The following is a 14,715-nucleotide window of genomic DNA, read 5'->3' as shown; positions in this document are numbered from 1 at the left end:
TTTTACAGCTCCTTGGAGGTGCATTCATGGAAGAAGTTCCAATTATCGAAATGAAAGGAATCGTCAAGGTATACCCAGATGGTACAAAAGCATTGAAAGGTGTTGATTTTTCCGTAAAAAAAGGTGAGATTCACGGTTTATTGGGAGAGAATGGAGCTGGAAAAACAACCTTAATGAAAATCCTCTCCGGAATGCTCCATCCAACAGAGGGTAAAATCTTTGTTAATGGAAAAGAAGTGAGATTTAAGAGTCCTGCCGATGCCCTTGCAAATGGAATCGGCATGGTTCACCAGCATTTTACTCTTGTTGATGTTTTTGATGGACTTCACAATATCATACTCGGAATGGAAGGTCATGGTCTTTTCTCAAAGATAGATGTTGAGAAAGCGAAGGAGAAGTTGCAAAAACTCATGGATGAGTTAAATTTCCAAGTTCCTCTTGACGTGCCAGTTGAAAAACTCCCAGTCGGTGTCCAGCAGAGAATCGAAATACTAAAAACCCTCTATAGAGACGTCGATGTCCTCATACTTGATGAACCAACAGCAGTATTGACACCGATAGAGGTTAAAGAGCTCTTTGAGGTCCTCAGAAAGCTAAAGTCCCAGGGCAAAACGATAATATTCATAAGCCACAAGCTGAGGGAAGTCATGGAGATAACCGACAGGGTAACCGTTCTAAGAAAAGGAGAGCTAATCGGGACTGTCAATACAAGAGAAACAACTCCAAAAGAGCTCGCCAAAATGATGGTTGGGAGAGAGGTTGTTCTCAAAATAGAGAAGCCACCGAAAGAAGCTGGAAAGCCCGTGCTTGAAGTAAAAGACCTGTGGGTAAAGGGAGACAGAGGGGAAGACGCAGTAAAAGGGCTGACATTTGAAGTGAGAGCCGGAGAGATATTCGGTATAGCCGGTGTAGAGGGCAACGGGCAGACCGAGCTTATAGAAGCAATAAGCGGGTTGAGAAAAGTAGAAAAAGGCAAAGTAATTCTCAACGGGAAGGATATAACCGGCAGGCCACCGAGGGAGCTTTACGACCTTGGAATGGCACATATCCCAGAAGATAGAATTCACATGGGTCTTGTAATCGAAATGAGCGTGGCTGAAAATTCAATTCTTGGACTCCACTGGAGAAAGGCCTTTAGAGGGCCGTTGGGACTTATAAGGTGGGACAAAGTTAAAGAACATGCTGCAAAACTTGTGAGGGACTTCGAGGTTTCCGTCCCAAGTATAGAAGCCCCCGCAAAGAGTCTAAGTGGAGGAAACCAGCAAAAGCTCATAGTTGCAAGGGAGGTTAGCAAAGAGCCGGAATTTATAATTGCCTCTCAGCCAACGAGAGGTGTAGATGTTGCATCAACTGAGTACATAAGAAACTACCTCATAAAGCTCAGAAACGAAAACAAAGCAGTTCTTTTGGTTTCTGCAGACTTGGATGAGGTGCTGCAGCTCAGTGATAGAATGGCAATAATCTACGAGGGCAAATTCGTGGGTATAGTCAAGCCCGAAGAAGTTACTGAGGAGCAAATAGGACTGATGATGGGAGGTATCAAGAATGAGAGTTGATATCAAAGGGTTCACAAAGCCACTTGTAGAGAGCCTAGTAGCAATAGTTATTGGAATCTTAGTAGGTGCGATTATACTGGCATTCTCCGGATACAGCCCAGCTGAAGCATACATAGCACTTTTCAACGGAGCTTTAGGCTCAAAGTACGGATTAGCCATGACACTGAGCTCCGCAACTCCCATAATACTAACAGCTTTGACCTTTGGAATAGGAGCGAGAACAGGGCTTTTCAATATCGGTGGAGAAGGTACGGTGTATTTCGGAGCGATAATGGCAATCATACTAACAAATCTCTGGGGAAACGTTTTAATGGGCCTGTTTGGTGGAATACTAGCAGGAATGGCCTGGATGGCAATTCCAGCAATTCTAAAGGTTCTAAGAGGAGTAAACGAAGTTGTATCCACCATCATGCTTAACTGGATGGCATACTTCATAGCCCTTTACATCGTCCTGCAGAAAATACCTAACCCAGAAGACCCGAATAAGACACTGGCAGTTCCGGTGAGCGCAAGATTCCCAATAATAATGAAAGGAACCGAGCTTTCATGGGCATTTGCGATTTCCGTAATAGCGGCCCTCATAACGTACTACATCTTATGGCACACGGAACTGGGCTACGAGCTCAGAGTGAGCGGGTACAATGAGAGAGCAGCCCGCTATGGTGGAATAAATCCGAAGAAAGCAATTATATGGTCATTCTTACTTGGAGGTATCATGAGCGGCCTTGCTGGAGCAACAGAAGTCATGGGGAGGCCCCCAAGCTATGCAATAAGCCAGGGAATGGCGAACATATACGGCTATGGATTTGATGGAATAGGGGTTTCCCTCGTAGGAAGAAATCACCCGCTTGGAATAATATTCAGCGGCATCTTCTTTGGAATGCTTAGAGCTGGAGCAACAAGCATGCAGATTGAGGCAGGAGTGCCATTAGAGATGGTAAAAGTTGTCCAGGGAGTTATAGTTGTGACCATTGCAATTCCAGGACTTTTAGACCTTCTAAAGAAGGTGGTGAGAAGATGATCGAGGCAGTTATTTCAATACTTATTGGAGCACTGACGGCCATGGTTCCACTAGTGCTTACAAGCGTGGGGGCTACAGTGAGCGAGAGAGCAGGTGTAGTAAACATAGGATACGAGGGAATAATTCTCATGAGTGCCTTCTTCGGAGCAATATTCGCAGAAATCACAGGCAATCCCTGGATCGGTCTTATTGGTGGGGCTTTTGTGGGCATGCTCCTTGGAATGCTTCACGGATTTATCACAGTCTACCTGAAGGGAGACCATGTAATTCCCGGTATAGGTGTAAACCTCCTAGCACTGGGTGTAGTTGCCTTTGGAATTACAGCATACTGGGGAACTGCCGGTCAGCACCAAGTTCCAACGAACGTTAGAGTTGCGCCGATAATAAACACTCCATACGGAAGCCTAAGCCCAATGGTTCTCATAACAATTGCCATAGCAATCTTAACCCACTGGGTTCTTTTCAGAACTCCATTAGGGCTTAGAATAAGGGCAGTGGGTGAAAATCCTGAAGCAGCGGATGCTCTTGGTATAAACGTCGAACGCTACAGATTCCTAGCCACAGTCTACGGGGCAATGCTTGCAGGTCTTGGAGGAGCCTTCATGAGCGTTGACTGGCTTGGAACTGTCACAAAGCAGCTTTCAGCAGGTAGAGGATTTATCGCCCTAGCAAACATGGTGTTCAGCGGATGGAACCCATTAAGGGCTCTCCTTGGTGGATTCATCTTCGGATTCTTCGATAATCTCTCAGTGTGGGTAAGAACGAATCCAGAAATCCAGAGAATCGTCCCATGGCAGTTCGTTGCTACACTTCCATATCTAGTGACATTGATCATTGTGGCAGGAATAATAGGAAAAGTAAGGCCTCCAAAGGCCGATGGAAAGCCCTACAAGAGAGAGTGAGCTCTTTCATTTTTTTATTATTACTCCCACAGCTGTCCCAAGGGTAATGCCGACCACGAGGGCGAGGAGGATATACGTTGTGTTGAGGTTTGGTTGCTGAAATACCTGTCCTTGCTGCGGAGCACAGCTTCTAAATGCTGATGCTACGCTGGCCGAATTTTGAGTTAAAATATCAGTGTAGTCTTTTCCGCTCCACATGATCGAAACTTCGACCGCTGGAACCCCAGTTCTTTTTGAAAGCTCAAGGGCGGCACTCTTTAACGGTTCTGGGGACTCCTCTGAGTAAACTATTACATCAACCGTTTTTGCAACATCAAGGAGCTCATCCACACTCTTGGCCGGCACCTCTTCTTCAGGCAGGATAGAGCCGACCACCACAATTCCCATCCACTCCAGAGCATACTGTTGTGAGGGAAGCTCTACTAATGCCTTCTTTCCTTCCAGACCCAGTTTTTGGTAGGCTAAAACAACCCCCTCAACCTTTGCCTTAAATTCTAAAAACCGGCAATCATAAGCCGAGAATCCCAAGGCGTCTTCCACAGCCTTTGCTATGGCAAGGGCATTGTAAGGGTCAAGCCAAATGCCGTGTGGGTTGTGCTTGTTGTTATACCACCTCTCGGGGAGATAGCGGAAGCCATATTTTTGATAATCCCCTATCCCAAGAACTTTTCCTTTCAAGATGCCTTCCTGCTCGAGCTCCTCTATTTTCTCTTCAGCTGGCAGGTGGCCAAGTGTAACTATAACGTCTGCCCTTTGGATTCCCTCAATCTGCTCCGGTGTAAGCTGATATTGATGTGGATCCACGCCCGGAGGAACAAGATATTCCACCTGAACAGCGTCCCCAAAGGCTTCCCTGAGTATCTCTGCTATGGGCGCTATGCTTGTAACAACTAAAGGCTTTTCCTGGGCAACAGTTAATGGAGAAAGAAGGATAAGTGCAAACAGCATTGCCACTACCTTTTTCATTTTAGGTCACCCTAACAGAATTGATGCATTGTATTTTAAAGTTTTGCAGCGGGTTTAAATATACCAAGACTAAAAACAGCATGATGCTTATGAAAAGTAGGATACTTGCTTTCCTTCTTGTTCTGCTGTTGGCATTGAGCCTTAGTACATACCAGCGAGATAGCGTTTTAGTGAAAATAAATCCGAACGAGGAACTTCTGTCCATTGTTTACTACCTCGCATTTGGGCATGATGAGTTTGTAATCCACAGAGGGAAGTACATCAGCGATGTAGAGAAGTGGTTTGGAGCGTACAAAAACCACAGAGCGGTGGAGGTACTTAGGGAATACTTCAAAAATGCAAAAAGAATTCCCGAGAAGGACTATCTGTTATTTGTTCTTGATGCATATCTTCTGCAGTTCTCAGAGCCACCTGAAATGAAAAGAATCTACACAGAATGGCAGGATCAGGAGCTTGACAAAATAGTGGATGCTCTGAGGGAGTTTTCCAGGGATACAAACTTCATAGAATTTTTCAGGAAGCATGAAAACTACTACAGCGAAGACCTGGAAGTTTACACCTCTGCTATAGCCCTGCTTCCTCCAGATGAATTCATGAAGTCATATATGAACTCAACCAAAGTTCGGTTTGAGTTTCATTTTCCCTATCTGGTATGTATTCACGGGCACAGCTTCAGAGAAAAAATAAGCGAAACGGTAATCTACGGCTCCGGAGGAATGCATCCATTAGTCAGAAGAAACCCTCCCCAAACATACTGGGGCTTTCTTAGGGCAAAGGACACAGTTTTTGGGCTTCCACTAAATAGTGTTTACGTTAACAACTCAGAATTTGACAGAGTGTGGATTTTGGAGTTTATCTACCACGAACTTGGGCACGACTTAACCTCACCCAAGCTCGGCGAGTATTATGGATACAAGGTGAGACCCCTTAGGTACCTTGAAGACACCATAGAAGAGGATATGCCTTACTTGGCAACATACGACATCCACTTCTGGGGCGAAGCAACAATGATATACGAAAGTTTTGCAGATGGCTGGGCATACTTTGCCCTGAGTAGAATAAATAAGGACTATGCAGAACTCTCTCTGGAGATGCAGAAAGCATGGGGAGAATTTTGGATCGAAGAGGTTGTAGAGCTCTACGAAAAATACGCCAGAATTGCCGTTGAAAACAACAAGCCTCTAGACGAGTACATGCTTAACATTTTGACGGAGTTAGCCCAAAAAGTGCCTGAAGAGAAGGCAAAAGCCCTTTATAAGGAAAGAGTACCCGTGACTCCTTTGAGAGCCTTGGATGATGTGGTAAAGGAAGGAGAAGTGCTCATAGTCTACGGCACGCAAAATCCGGACAAAAGTGGTGTGGATTACGACAGGAAAACCGCGGAAATAGTTAGAGATTACCTCCAGAGGTTTTATTCCCAGTGGACAGGAGAGATAAAGGTAGAAGTTAAGAGCGACCTGGAAGTGACCGACGAGGATTTAAAGAAGGATCTGATTCTCATTGGAGGTCCAGCTAGTAACAAAGTCGTCGATCAGCTGGATGAAGGCTTTCCCTTGAGATTTGTGTTTTCAAACGGAACATGGATTCTGGAGAAAAATGCTGAATTCAAAAACGTCAGAACGTTTCTAATAACGGATCAAAATATAAAAGAAATCGAATTTACCAGCAAAACCTATAACTCACCCCTTACATCTCTAATAATGGCAATACAAAACCCATATCGGCAAGACAACTACATAATATGGATCGCCGGGACGGATAGATACGGAACAAGAAGGTATAAAAATCCAACCTACTACCTACTAAGCTACCAAATATATGATGGAAGAGTCATTGAGGACGGATTTTACTCCTGATCCTCGCTGTTCTTTCCATTCTTTATGTATGGCTTGCCTATTGCTATGCTGAAGCCTTTGAAGGAGTCATCCTTGCGGTGGAACTCTATAGCCAGCGGCAGATTGTTATCTTCATTTATCACTATTCTAACGATTCTGGCGCGCGAATGGTCGTTCAAATATTCTTCCTTAAGCTTGTCATAATGCTCCAGAGCTTCGTTTATAGCGTCCTCGTGCATGTTGTAGATTTCCCTGGAGTAGTTGCTGTGCTCCCTTATTGATTTTATCACATCCTCCTTATCCAAGGTATCACAACCTCAGGCTTTGCGCCAGGATTGCCCATCCCATTTAAATATTTTTCTCATCTGGGCAAATTTTAAAGCCTCTTCAAGCTTTTCCTTCGGAACCTCCATACCGTGGAGCTCTTTGAACAGCTCAACTATTTCATCTGCAGTGAGGGCTTCCTTTTCCTCAAACAGGTTGCCCACAAGGTTTATCATATCCTCAACAAAGTTCCATGGGAAGACTATCCATGCCCAGTCAATTTCTTCCCCAAAGTAATCTGGCTTAAACTTTGAGGTTTTTATCGTCAAAAGAGTTGCAACTTTTATTTCAGCTGGATTTTTGCTCTCAATGTAACTCTTTGCCAAGGTTAAGCTTTCTCCAGTGTCCGCTATGTCATCAACTATCAGAACTTTCTTACCTTCAAAATTGTATTGCGTGCCGTACTTAAGTTTGGCTTTCCCATCTGGAGTTGCCGTGACCCCCCAGTGCTCAACCTTAATGCTGACGAGGTCTTTAATGCCCAAATAGTCACAGTAAAGCCTCGCTGCAACCCAGCCGCCTCTTGCAAGGCCCACAACAACGTCTGGCATCCATCCTTCTTCAAGAATCCTGATAGCTCCTTCTTTGGCCCACTTCTCTATATCGTCCCAAGAAGCTAGGTATGCTGGAAACTTCTTCATGATTTCCCTTACTGGCGTTAATGAAAAGGGAGTATTTAAGCTTTTCCCGAAGAAGGCATACATCTATACTATCTCCAAGTGGAAGTGGAAGGTTGTCGAAGTTGTCACCCAGATAAAAGACTTCAAAGTAGCAAGGAGCTGATGGAAGATCCGGAGATGAAGAGGCACGGCAAAGACGTGAGCAAGCTCATACAGCGTCTCATCAAGGAGAGGGCCTTTGAGGTAAAGAGGATAAACGAGGAGAAAGCCTTAGAGGAGGCGAAGGACTTCATCGAGAAGGAGTTCGGCATCGAGATAATCATCAACCCCGAGGAGGACAAAGGAGGAAAGAAGAAGACGGCGATGCCGCTGAAGCCGGAGGTGTTTGTTGAGTGAGGGTCTCTTTTCTTTTTAGTTTGTTTTGTTAGCCTCCTGAAGCAACCGTTTGCACTTCCCGTTCATTTCATTCAGCCCGTTCACGATGTTCTCGTAGGTGGGTGGATAAACATAGGTAAAGTTCATGATCGCATCAATACCCCTATTGACGAGAGATACATCTTTGTTGGTCATGTTCCCGCTTTGGATGGACGAGTACACCACATCAAGAAGCTTCACGCAGTCCCCGCCAGAGGGAGCCAGAGTACCATCTTCGTATCCTAGCCAAGCCCCCAAGTAATCTACGTTCATCTCCAGCTTTGAAAGGGAGTATTTTGTGTTGTTTAGCTCAATAAGTAGGGCGAGTTCTGATTTATTATTTTGAGGACTGTCCATAAGCCTTTTCACGAGTTTTGCATGATGCCTGACCTCGAAAATTTCGTGAGTGAGCTGAGAAGTCACAAGAGTTTCCTTTATACTCTTCTGTTCTTCTCTCAAACGCTCGTTTTCGCGTGAGACCGACCAAAGCTGGGCAATCAAAAGAAAAATAATGAAAAGGTACAATGCATCCCTTACCCCAAGCCTCATAGTATCACCCATGTGTTACGTATATTGGTATATTAGTGTTTATAGTCCTCACCTTTGTGGCATAAATGTATTCCCAGTAAACGGGAACCTTATAAAATGCATAAACTGGCGCCATGCCCCCGTCCCCTTCTTGGTATTCTATTATGACACCCTCAACGTTTATCCTATCGCCCGCATCCGACAATTCAACATTGTCAAATATAAATCTAACGCTTTAAGTATTAGGTACAGATGTCCTTTCAAAAATTCCACTCCGAAACGAGCCGCCTTTGCCTCCCGACTGGTTGCATATTGAAATACTCGAACGCTTCCGTGTACTCAGGTTCGCGCCTCTAGAAGAGGGCATGAACGTCCTCGAAACCGGCTGTGGCGCCCATGCAATAACAACAGTTCCGCTCGCTTACCTCGTTGGTGAGACCAGCAGAGTAGTTGCCGTGGATAAAGCCCGCTGGCTAACGTCTGCAGCGGGGGCTGAAGCACAGGATACTCTCCATAAAACTCGACGCAAAAGAACTGCCCTTTCCATTCAAAACGTTTGATCTAGCCGTTATCGTCCACGGGGTCAGAAGCTTGAAAAACGAGGAAACCATCGTCAAAGTCATCTCAGAGATGCTCCGCGTTTCCGAGAGGATCTTCATAGCCGAGACCCTCCCAATAGCAAACAACGAACGCCAAAAGGCACACCTTGAACTGTACAACCTGAGGCAGGAGATATTCGAAGCCCTGTTCGGCGAGAAGGACGATCTGCACTACTTCCCGCTGGAAAAGCTGGAGGACTTCGTGGAGCGCGCCGGAGGAAGGATCGTTGAGAGTGGAACCTTTGAGCCCAACCTGCCGCACTACCTCGCATACATACCGCGGGAGTACGTAGCGCAGATAAAAGATGAGAAAAAGCGCTCTGAACTCCTGAAGCGGTGGGACAGGGCCTACAAAAAGTGGAAGAACGGGGCCGAACACCTGCCCGTGGGATGGCTGGTTGCCGAAAGGTAAACCAGCCGAAAATCTTAAAATTAATAACGTGATATTAAATATCATGATACTAAAATTCATTGATCGGGAAGAGGAGCTCCATGCACTTGAGGAGCTTTACGCCCAGGACAAGGCTCACCTCATCATCATCTACGGCAGGAGAAGGATTGGAAAGACCGAGCTCGTGAAGCAGTTCATAAATGGAAAGAAGGCCTTCTACTTCTTAGCTAAAAAAGAGCCTATGGAGCTTGAGCTTGAACGGCTCATAAAAGCGTTCAACAGGAAGTTCAACGTCTTCATCGAGGCAAGGAATCTTGAAGAGTTCTTTGAGAGAGTAAAAGAGTTCGGAAAGATAGCCTTCGTAATAGACGAGTTCCCCTACTGGGTTGAGGAAGATAAGGGGATTCCCTCGACGTTTCAGTACATCTGGGATGAGGTGCTGAAGGACTCAAAGGTTTTCCTCACTCTGCTCGGCTCTTCGATCTCGACGATGGAGAGCCTTATGAGTTACAAGAACCCGCTCTACGGCAGGAGGACGGCCCAGATAAAGCTCTGTCCTCTTGAATTCTTTCACCTGAAGGAGGCTTTCCCACGCTACAGCTGGGAGGAGCTCGTTAGGGTCTATGGAACTATAGACGGAATTCCAGCTTACTTCCAGTACTTCGATGACTCTCTTCCAGTGGAGAAAAACATCGAGAACAACTTCTACAATAAGGTGAGCGTCCTCTATGAAGACGCCGAGAGGTTGCTGAAAGACGAGCTGAGGGAACCGATTACGTACCTCAACATCCTGAAGGCCATAAACGACGGAAAGACGAAGCTCACGGAGATAGCTAATGAGACAAGGGTCGCTGTGACGAACCTCCCAAAGTATCTCAAAGTCCTCGAGACCCTCGACCTCGTGAAGAAGGAGTACCCGATAAACCAGAGAAAGCGCGGGCGCGGCGTTTACAGGGTGAAAGACTTTTACTACTGCTTCTGGCTCCGCTTTGTCTACCCCTACCGCGATGACATAGAGATCGGAGCAATAAGCTTCGAGGATTTCCAGAGCGACTTCAACCGCTACCTCGGCGAGGTCTTCGAGAGCGTTGCTGGACAGTTCCTAATAAGGATGAACCGTCTCGGAAAGCTGCCCTTCAGGTTTACAAAGCTCGGAAGATGGTGGCACAGGGGGGAGGAGATCGACTTAGTTGCCCTCAACAGCATCACCGGGGAAGCGGGGTTTTTCGAGGCCAAGTGGAAGAACTTGAGCGAAAGGGAAGCGAGGGGGATCCTGAAAGACCTTGAAAGAAAAGCGGAGCTCACGGGAATATCTGGGAGCCACTTCGGACTGATCGGGAAGAGAGTGGAAGGAAAGGAAAACCTGAGGGAAGAGGGCTACATCGTCTTTGACCTCGAGGATTTCAACGAAGTTAGAGAGAAAGGGCGCTGACTATCCTCTCAATAACCTCCTCGCCACCTCAGTGTAGAGTGCCGGCATCTTGCGGAGCGAGTCTATCTCAACGTACTCATTCGGCCCGTGAATGTTGCCCCCTTTCGGCCCAAAGTCTATCGCCTTCACCCCATAAGGCGTGAAGAACCTTGAATCCGCCGCCCCGGGCCCTTCTACGGGTTCGGCTTTCTCACCAAAGTTTTCAAGCGTTTCAAGCATTGCCCTCACTATCTCGTCCTCCGGGTGGGTAAAGAGATACCCGGCTTTCTCGTTATTGCTTACAGTAACTTCCGCTTCCGGTATATTGAAAGCCAAAACCTCCTTTATTGTGGTCTCGATGTCTTCATGAGAATGGCTCATTGCCCTTATATCGAGCCTCAAAACATGCTTACCGCCATTAAACGAATAGAGGTTGGGCGTTATCGATACTCCATAGTCGCTGTACTTTTCCGGCTTTATAGGCGCTCTCACCAGAGGCACTATCGCCTTTAAAAGCTTCGTTAAGCCAATATCTGCTTCAACTTCATCTCCTTCTCCCGGCTCAAGGTACTTGAGCGTTACCTCACTCGGCACAACGTTTCCTTTGAGGAACTTTCCTTCAAGAGAGACTGCCAAAACGTTTGAATTCCTCAAAAAGTGCGAGAGTGCTATCATCGGGTGAGTATCAACTCCAGGAAGGAAATAAGCAGCGTGCCTTGTCTCAATAACCGGGGTGCTTATCTTAAAGGTTCTCTCTTTTAGAAATCCCCTTACCCTGACTTTTTCAGAGGGTACGCTTATGGTGACGCCAAACCCCTTTCTCCTGCGTATTATGGGCTTCATGCCAATGCCGTCTGCATTGATCATATATTCCGGAAGTTTATTTTCGCTCTTCAGCTTTTCAGCAATGTGCATTGCAATTTTTCCACCAATTTCTTCATCCCCAGTAAAGGCAAACAGAATCTTCCCCTCAAACTCCATTTTTGAGAGCTCCTTCAGTGCGAACATTATCGCAGCCACGTTTCCCTTGTCATCGGCGCTTCCCCTCCCATATGCTCTGTTGCCTTTAATGGTTAGCTCAAACGGTTCGGTTTCCCACTCTTCTCTGTTTACGGGAACTACATCAAAGTGGGCCATGAAGAGGAGCTTTGGCTTTCCACTTCCGATTTCACCACAAACTGCATAATAGCCGCCCTTTTCTATCAGCTCAGCTTCAATGCCCCAGGAGGACAGTGTTTCCATTATAAACTTCGGGCAGTCCTTTGGGGGTTTTATACCTTTTGCCGGGTCGTTCGTTGTGTCAAATCGTACCAGTTCAGAAAGGAGTTCAACAACATCCATAGACAACACCATTAAGATATTCATCGAAATGATATTTAAGAATTTCCACACCAACTATAGCCGGTGGTGAAAATGAAGCCAAAACCAATGCTCTTTGAGGACATACCAAACGAGGTCATAGCGGCTGAAGAAGGAGATGAGGGAGTGGACGAAGAAACAACGGTAGAGCAGTTTTTTGCCGAGAGCAAGGGCAACACACTGTATTTCTCCTACGCAACCACAAACGCAAAGATAACCATAGGCATAACCCACGATAAGGCAAGCCTTGAAGAAATGGTAAAAGCAGCAAAAGAACTCCTGGCAGAGTTCAAAAAGAAAAAAGAGTAATCAAACGTTTATTCTTTTCCATATTGTCCCCTGAGGAGTATCTTCAAGCTGGATACCAAGCTCTCTGAGCTCGCTCCTTATTTTGTCTGCCAGCTCAAAGTTTTTCTGTTTTCTAAGTGCACTTCTCACTTCAACTAAGAGCTCTATTAGCTCTTCCTCTTTTGTTTCTTTAGCCTCTTTGAAGTAGTCCTCGAATATCCCGAAGACCTCACTTATCATCTTGAAGAACTCAAGGGCTTTTCTGAGAACGCTTTCCTTTGGCCTCTCAACCCTCTCCAGATACCTGTTTACGGCATTTGCCACCTCGAATATTGGCTTCATAGCTTCGGCTGTGTTGAAGTCGTCGTCCATTGCTTCGTAGAACTTCTTCCTTGCATCCCTCACCACTTCATAAAGCTCGAATTCCTCTTTGTCCCATCTGAACGGCGTTTCTGCCTTTTCAAGGGCTATTCTTATGTTTTCGAGTGTGTTGTAAAGCCTCTCAAGGTTGTTCTTCGCGTGCTGGATTCCCTCTTCCGTGTAATCCAACGGAGAGCGGTAGTGCTTCTGAAGGACAAAGAACCTGATGACCTCAGGCGAGTATCTCTGAAGGAGCTCCCTGATGGTAACAAAGTTTCCGAGGCTTTTGCTCATTTTCTCTCCTTTGACCATTACAAAGCCCGTGTGAAGCCAGTAGCGCACCCATTCTTTGCCCGTACATGCCTCTGTTTGAGCTATCTCGTTTTCGTGGTGCGGGAAGATTAGATCGTTGCCGCCACCATGAATGTCAAACTGCTCGCCGAGGTATTTGGTGCTCATTGTGGAGCACTCTATATGCCAGCCAGGCCTTCCCTCACCCCAGGGGCTTTCCCATTTGGGTTCCCCGGGCTTGGCTTTCTTCCAAAGCGCAAAATCTTCGGGGTTCTTCTTGCCCTCACCGGGTTCTACACGCGCGCCTTTGACAAGGTCATCGAGCTTTATCTTGCTGAGCTTTCCATAATCTTTGAACTTCCTTACCTCAAAATAGACCCCATCACTTCCCTCATAGGCATAGCCCTTTTCCTCAAGCTTCCTAACGAATTCAACTATATCCTGAATGTGCTCCGTTACCCTTGGATAAATGTCGGCAGGCTTTACCTTCAAAGCCCTCATGTCCTCAAGAAAGAGCTTCAAGAACTTTTCAGCCAGCTCTTTTGGGTCTTCCCCGGTTTCATTTGCCCTTCTAATAATCTTATCGTCTATATCGGTGAAGTTCATTACCATTAGAACGGTGTAGCCTTTATGCTCCAAGTATCTCCTGATAACGTCAAAAGCCACGTAAGTTCTCGCATGGCCGAGATGAGTGTAATCGTAAACAGTCGGCCCACACACGTACATTCTAACCTCGCCTTCTCTCAAAGGCTTAAACTCTTCCTTCTGCCCGGACATTGTGTTGTAAACCTTCACTCCAATCACCCAGAAAGAGTCCTTCGAAGTTTTTATTAGATTATCGCTTCCGGCAAGTGCAAAGCTTAAAAACCCCCTTCCATAATCTAAACCAGTTTTTGAAAAAAGGAAAGAGGAGGTTATGATTATGAAAGTTGCGAAGAAAGACGTGATAAGGCTCCACTACACCGGAAAGATAAAAGAAACAGGAGAGATATTCGATACCACTTATGAAGATGTTGCAAAGGAAGCCGGGATATACAACGAGAAGGGAATCTATGGACCGGTTCCAATTGCCGTCGGAGCTGGACACGTCATAAAGGGCCTCGATGAAGCTCTTGAAGGTCTGGAAGTTGGAAAGAAGCACACCATTGAGCTTCCACCGGAGAAGGCATTCGGAAAGAGGGATCCAAAGCTCATAAAGACCTTCACAATCGGCCAGTTCAGAAGGCAGGGCATCTACCCATTCCCCGGACTTGACGTGGAGATAGAGACCGACAGCGGAACAAAGCTCAAAGGAAGAATAATAAGCGTCTCAAGCGGTAGGGTTAGGGTTGACTTCAACCACCCATACGCAGGGAAAACCGTTATTTATGAAGTTGAGATACTTGAAAAGATAGACGACCCAATAGAGAAAGTGAAAGCCCTAATCGAGCTCAGAATCCCAAGGATAGACTTTGAGAAAGTGCAGATTGAAGTAGGTGAAAACGACGTCAAAATAGACTTCGGAGAGCAGGCAATAGACCCAAGAACCCTTGTCCTAGGAGAAATCCTTCTTGAGAGCGACCTCAAGTTCCTAGGATATGAGAAGATCGAGTTCAAGCCAAGTGTCGAAGAGCTCTTGAAGCCACCAGAAGCCAAAATGGAGGAAGAAATCGAGGAAGCCGAGGCCAAAGAAGAAGTAGAAGAGAAAACAGAAGAAAAAGCCGAAGAAACAAAAGAGGAAACCGAGGAGACAACAGAGACAGTAAAAGAAGAAAAAGCCGAAAAACAAGAGAAGAAAACAACCAAGAGAAGAACGAGAAGGACCTCCAAAGGACGCAAAAAGAAGAACGAGTGAGCCCTTTATCTTTTTT

General features: G+C 46.0%; 16 protein-coding genes and 1 pseudogene. 10 read left to right on the top strand and 7 right to left on the bottom strand.

From position 1 onward, the window contains the following. Positions 1-26: 26 nt before the first annotated feature. The 3 genes from GBV73_RS01100 to GBV73_RS01090 are packed head-to-tail and all read left to right on the top strand — an operon-like array spanning position 27 to position 3,479. Positions 27-1,556 (top strand): ABC transporter ATP-binding protein, encoded by a 1,530-nt coding sequence (locus tag GBV73_RS01100; protein WP_152878781.1) that lies wholly within the window; start codon positions 27-29, stop codon positions 1,554-1,556. Then, positions 1,546-2,577: an ABC transporter permease gene (locus tag GBV73_RS01095; protein ID WP_042699002.1), complete on the top strand. Its 1,032-nt coding sequence runs from the start codon at positions 1,546-1,548 to the stop codon at positions 2,575-2,577. Before GBV73_RS01100 ends, GBV73_RS01095 begins: the two co-directional genes overlap by 11 nt. Beyond that, positions 2,574-3,479 (top strand): ABC transporter permease, encoded by a 906-nt coding sequence (locus GBV73_RS01090; RefSeq protein WP_042698999.1) that lies wholly within the window; start codon positions 2,574-2,576, stop codon positions 3,477-3,479. The genes GBV73_RS01095 and GBV73_RS01090 overlap by 4 nt, the downstream gene beginning before the upstream one ends. 6 nt (positions 3,480-3,485) lie before the next feature. Here GBV73_RS01090 and GBV73_RS01085 read toward each other — a convergent pair whose 3' ends face one another. Next, a complete protein-coding gene (locus GBV73_RS01085) occupies positions 3,486-4,445 on the bottom strand; it encodes a metal ABC transporter solute-binding protein, Zn/Mn family (RefSeq protein WP_152878780.1) in 960 nt (319 codons plus the stop codon). An 80-nt stretch (positions 4,446-4,525) separates the two neighbouring features. On the opposite strand from GBV73_RS01085, the gene GBV73_RS01080 reads away from it, so the two are divergent. Beyond that, the gene (locus tag GBV73_RS01080) at positions 4,526-6,301 is read left to right on the top strand and encodes a DUF4932 domain-containing protein (RefSeq protein ID WP_253910272.1); all 1,776 of its coding nucleotides are present in this window, start codon (positions 4,526-4,528) and stop codon (positions 6,299-6,301) included. On the opposite strand, the gene GBV73_RS01075 is transcribed toward GBV73_RS01080, so the two are convergent. Together GBV73_RS01075 and GBV73_RS01070 are read right to left on the bottom strand one after the other, a co-directional pair. Next, positions 6,292-6,585 carry a hypothetical protein gene (locus tag GBV73_RS01075; protein WP_042698993.1) on the bottom strand — a complete coding sequence of 98 codons (294 nt, stop codon included), beginning with the start codon at positions 6,583-6,585 and terminating at the stop codon, positions 6,292-6,294. The two genes, GBV73_RS01080 and GBV73_RS01075, sit on opposite strands and share 10 nt — an antisense overlap. 12 nt (positions 6,586-6,597) lie before the next feature. Beyond that, a complete protein-coding gene (locus GBV73_RS01070; protein ID WP_042698990.1) occupies positions 6,598-7,245 on the bottom strand; it encodes a phosphoribosyltransferase in 648 nt (215 codons plus the stop codon). A gap of 46 nt (positions 7,246-7,291) precedes the next feature. Between GBV73_RS01070 and leuS the strand changes: the two are divergent. After that, positions 7,292-7,620, top strand: a pseudogene (leuS, locus tag GBV73_RS01065) (leucine--tRNA ligase); the annotation flags it as partial. 15 nt (positions 7,621-7,635) lie between these two features. Here the strand turns inward: leuS and GBV73_RS01060 are convergent. Next, positions 7,636-8,187, bottom strand: coding sequence for a hypothetical protein (locus GBV73_RS01060; RefSeq protein WP_087035799.1), 552 nt, complete (start codon positions 8,185-8,187; stop codon positions 7,636-7,638). Positions 8,188-8,191: 4 nt separating this feature from the next. After that, positions 8,192-8,371 carry a hypothetical protein gene (locus GBV73_RS01055; protein ID WP_042698979.1) on the bottom strand — a complete coding sequence of 60 codons (180 nt, stop codon included), beginning with the start codon at positions 8,369-8,371 and terminating at the stop codon, positions 8,192-8,194. A gap of 160 nt (positions 8,372-8,531) precedes the next feature. On the opposite strand from GBV73_RS01055, the gene GBV73_RS11255 reads away from it, so the two are divergent. The 3 genes from GBV73_RS11255 to GBV73_RS01045 are packed head-to-tail and all read left to right on the top strand — an operon-like array spanning position 8,532 to position 10,588. Next, the gene (locus GBV73_RS11255) at positions 8,532-8,726 is read left to right on the top strand and encodes a hypothetical protein (protein WP_232194538.1); all 195 of its coding nucleotides are present in this window, start codon (positions 8,532-8,534) and stop codon (positions 8,724-8,726) included. A 31-nt stretch (positions 8,727-8,757) separates the two neighbouring features. Further along, a complete protein-coding gene (locus GBV73_RS11250; RefSeq protein WP_232194537.1) occupies positions 8,758-9,177 on the top strand; it encodes a hypothetical protein in 420 nt (139 codons plus the stop codon). 43 nt (positions 9,178-9,220) lie between these two features. Next, on the top strand, positions 9,221-10,588 hold the full coding sequence (locus GBV73_RS01045) for an ATP-binding protein (protein ID WP_152878779.1): 1,368 nt from the start codon (positions 9,221-9,223) through the stop codon (positions 10,586-10,588). Here GBV73_RS01045 and GBV73_RS01040 read toward each other — a convergent pair whose 3' ends face one another. Further along, positions 10,589-11,932 carry a M20/M25/M40 family metallo-hydrolase gene (locus GBV73_RS01040; RefSeq protein WP_152878778.1) on the bottom strand — a complete coding sequence of 448 codons (1,344 nt, stop codon included), beginning with the start codon at positions 11,930-11,932 and terminating at the stop codon, positions 10,589-10,591. A gap of 48 nt (positions 11,933-11,980) precedes the next feature. On the opposite strand from GBV73_RS01040, the gene GBV73_RS01035 reads away from it, so the two are divergent. Beyond that, positions 11,981-12,235, top strand: coding sequence for a hypothetical protein (locus tag GBV73_RS01035; RefSeq protein ID WP_152878777.1), 255 nt, complete (start codon positions 11,981-11,983; stop codon positions 12,233-12,235). Here the strand turns inward: GBV73_RS01035 and cysS are convergent, their stop codons facing one another. Then, positions 12,236-13,666, bottom strand: coding sequence for a cysteine--tRNA ligase (gene cysS, locus GBV73_RS01030; protein WP_198011305.1), 1,431 nt, complete (start codon positions 13,664-13,666; stop codon positions 12,236-12,238). 118 nt (positions 13,667-13,784) lie between these two features. Between cysS and GBV73_RS01025 the strand changes: the two genes are divergently transcribed. Further along, complete coding sequence (locus GBV73_RS01025; RefSeq protein WP_225807111.1) at positions 13,785-14,699, top strand: peptidylprolyl isomerase; 915 nt, start codon at positions 13,785-13,787, stop codon at positions 14,697-14,699. Positions 14,700-14,715: the final 16 nt, after the last annotated feature.

This window comes from Thermococcus sp. 101 C5, from assembly GCF_009372125.1.
Taxonomy (GTDB): Archaea; Methanobacteriota_B; Thermococci; order Thermococcales; family Thermococcaceae; genus Thermococcus_A; species Thermococcus_A bergensis.
The sequence above is the reverse complement of the archived record's forward strand: the minus strand, read 5'-3'. Positions and strand labels throughout refer to the sequence as shown.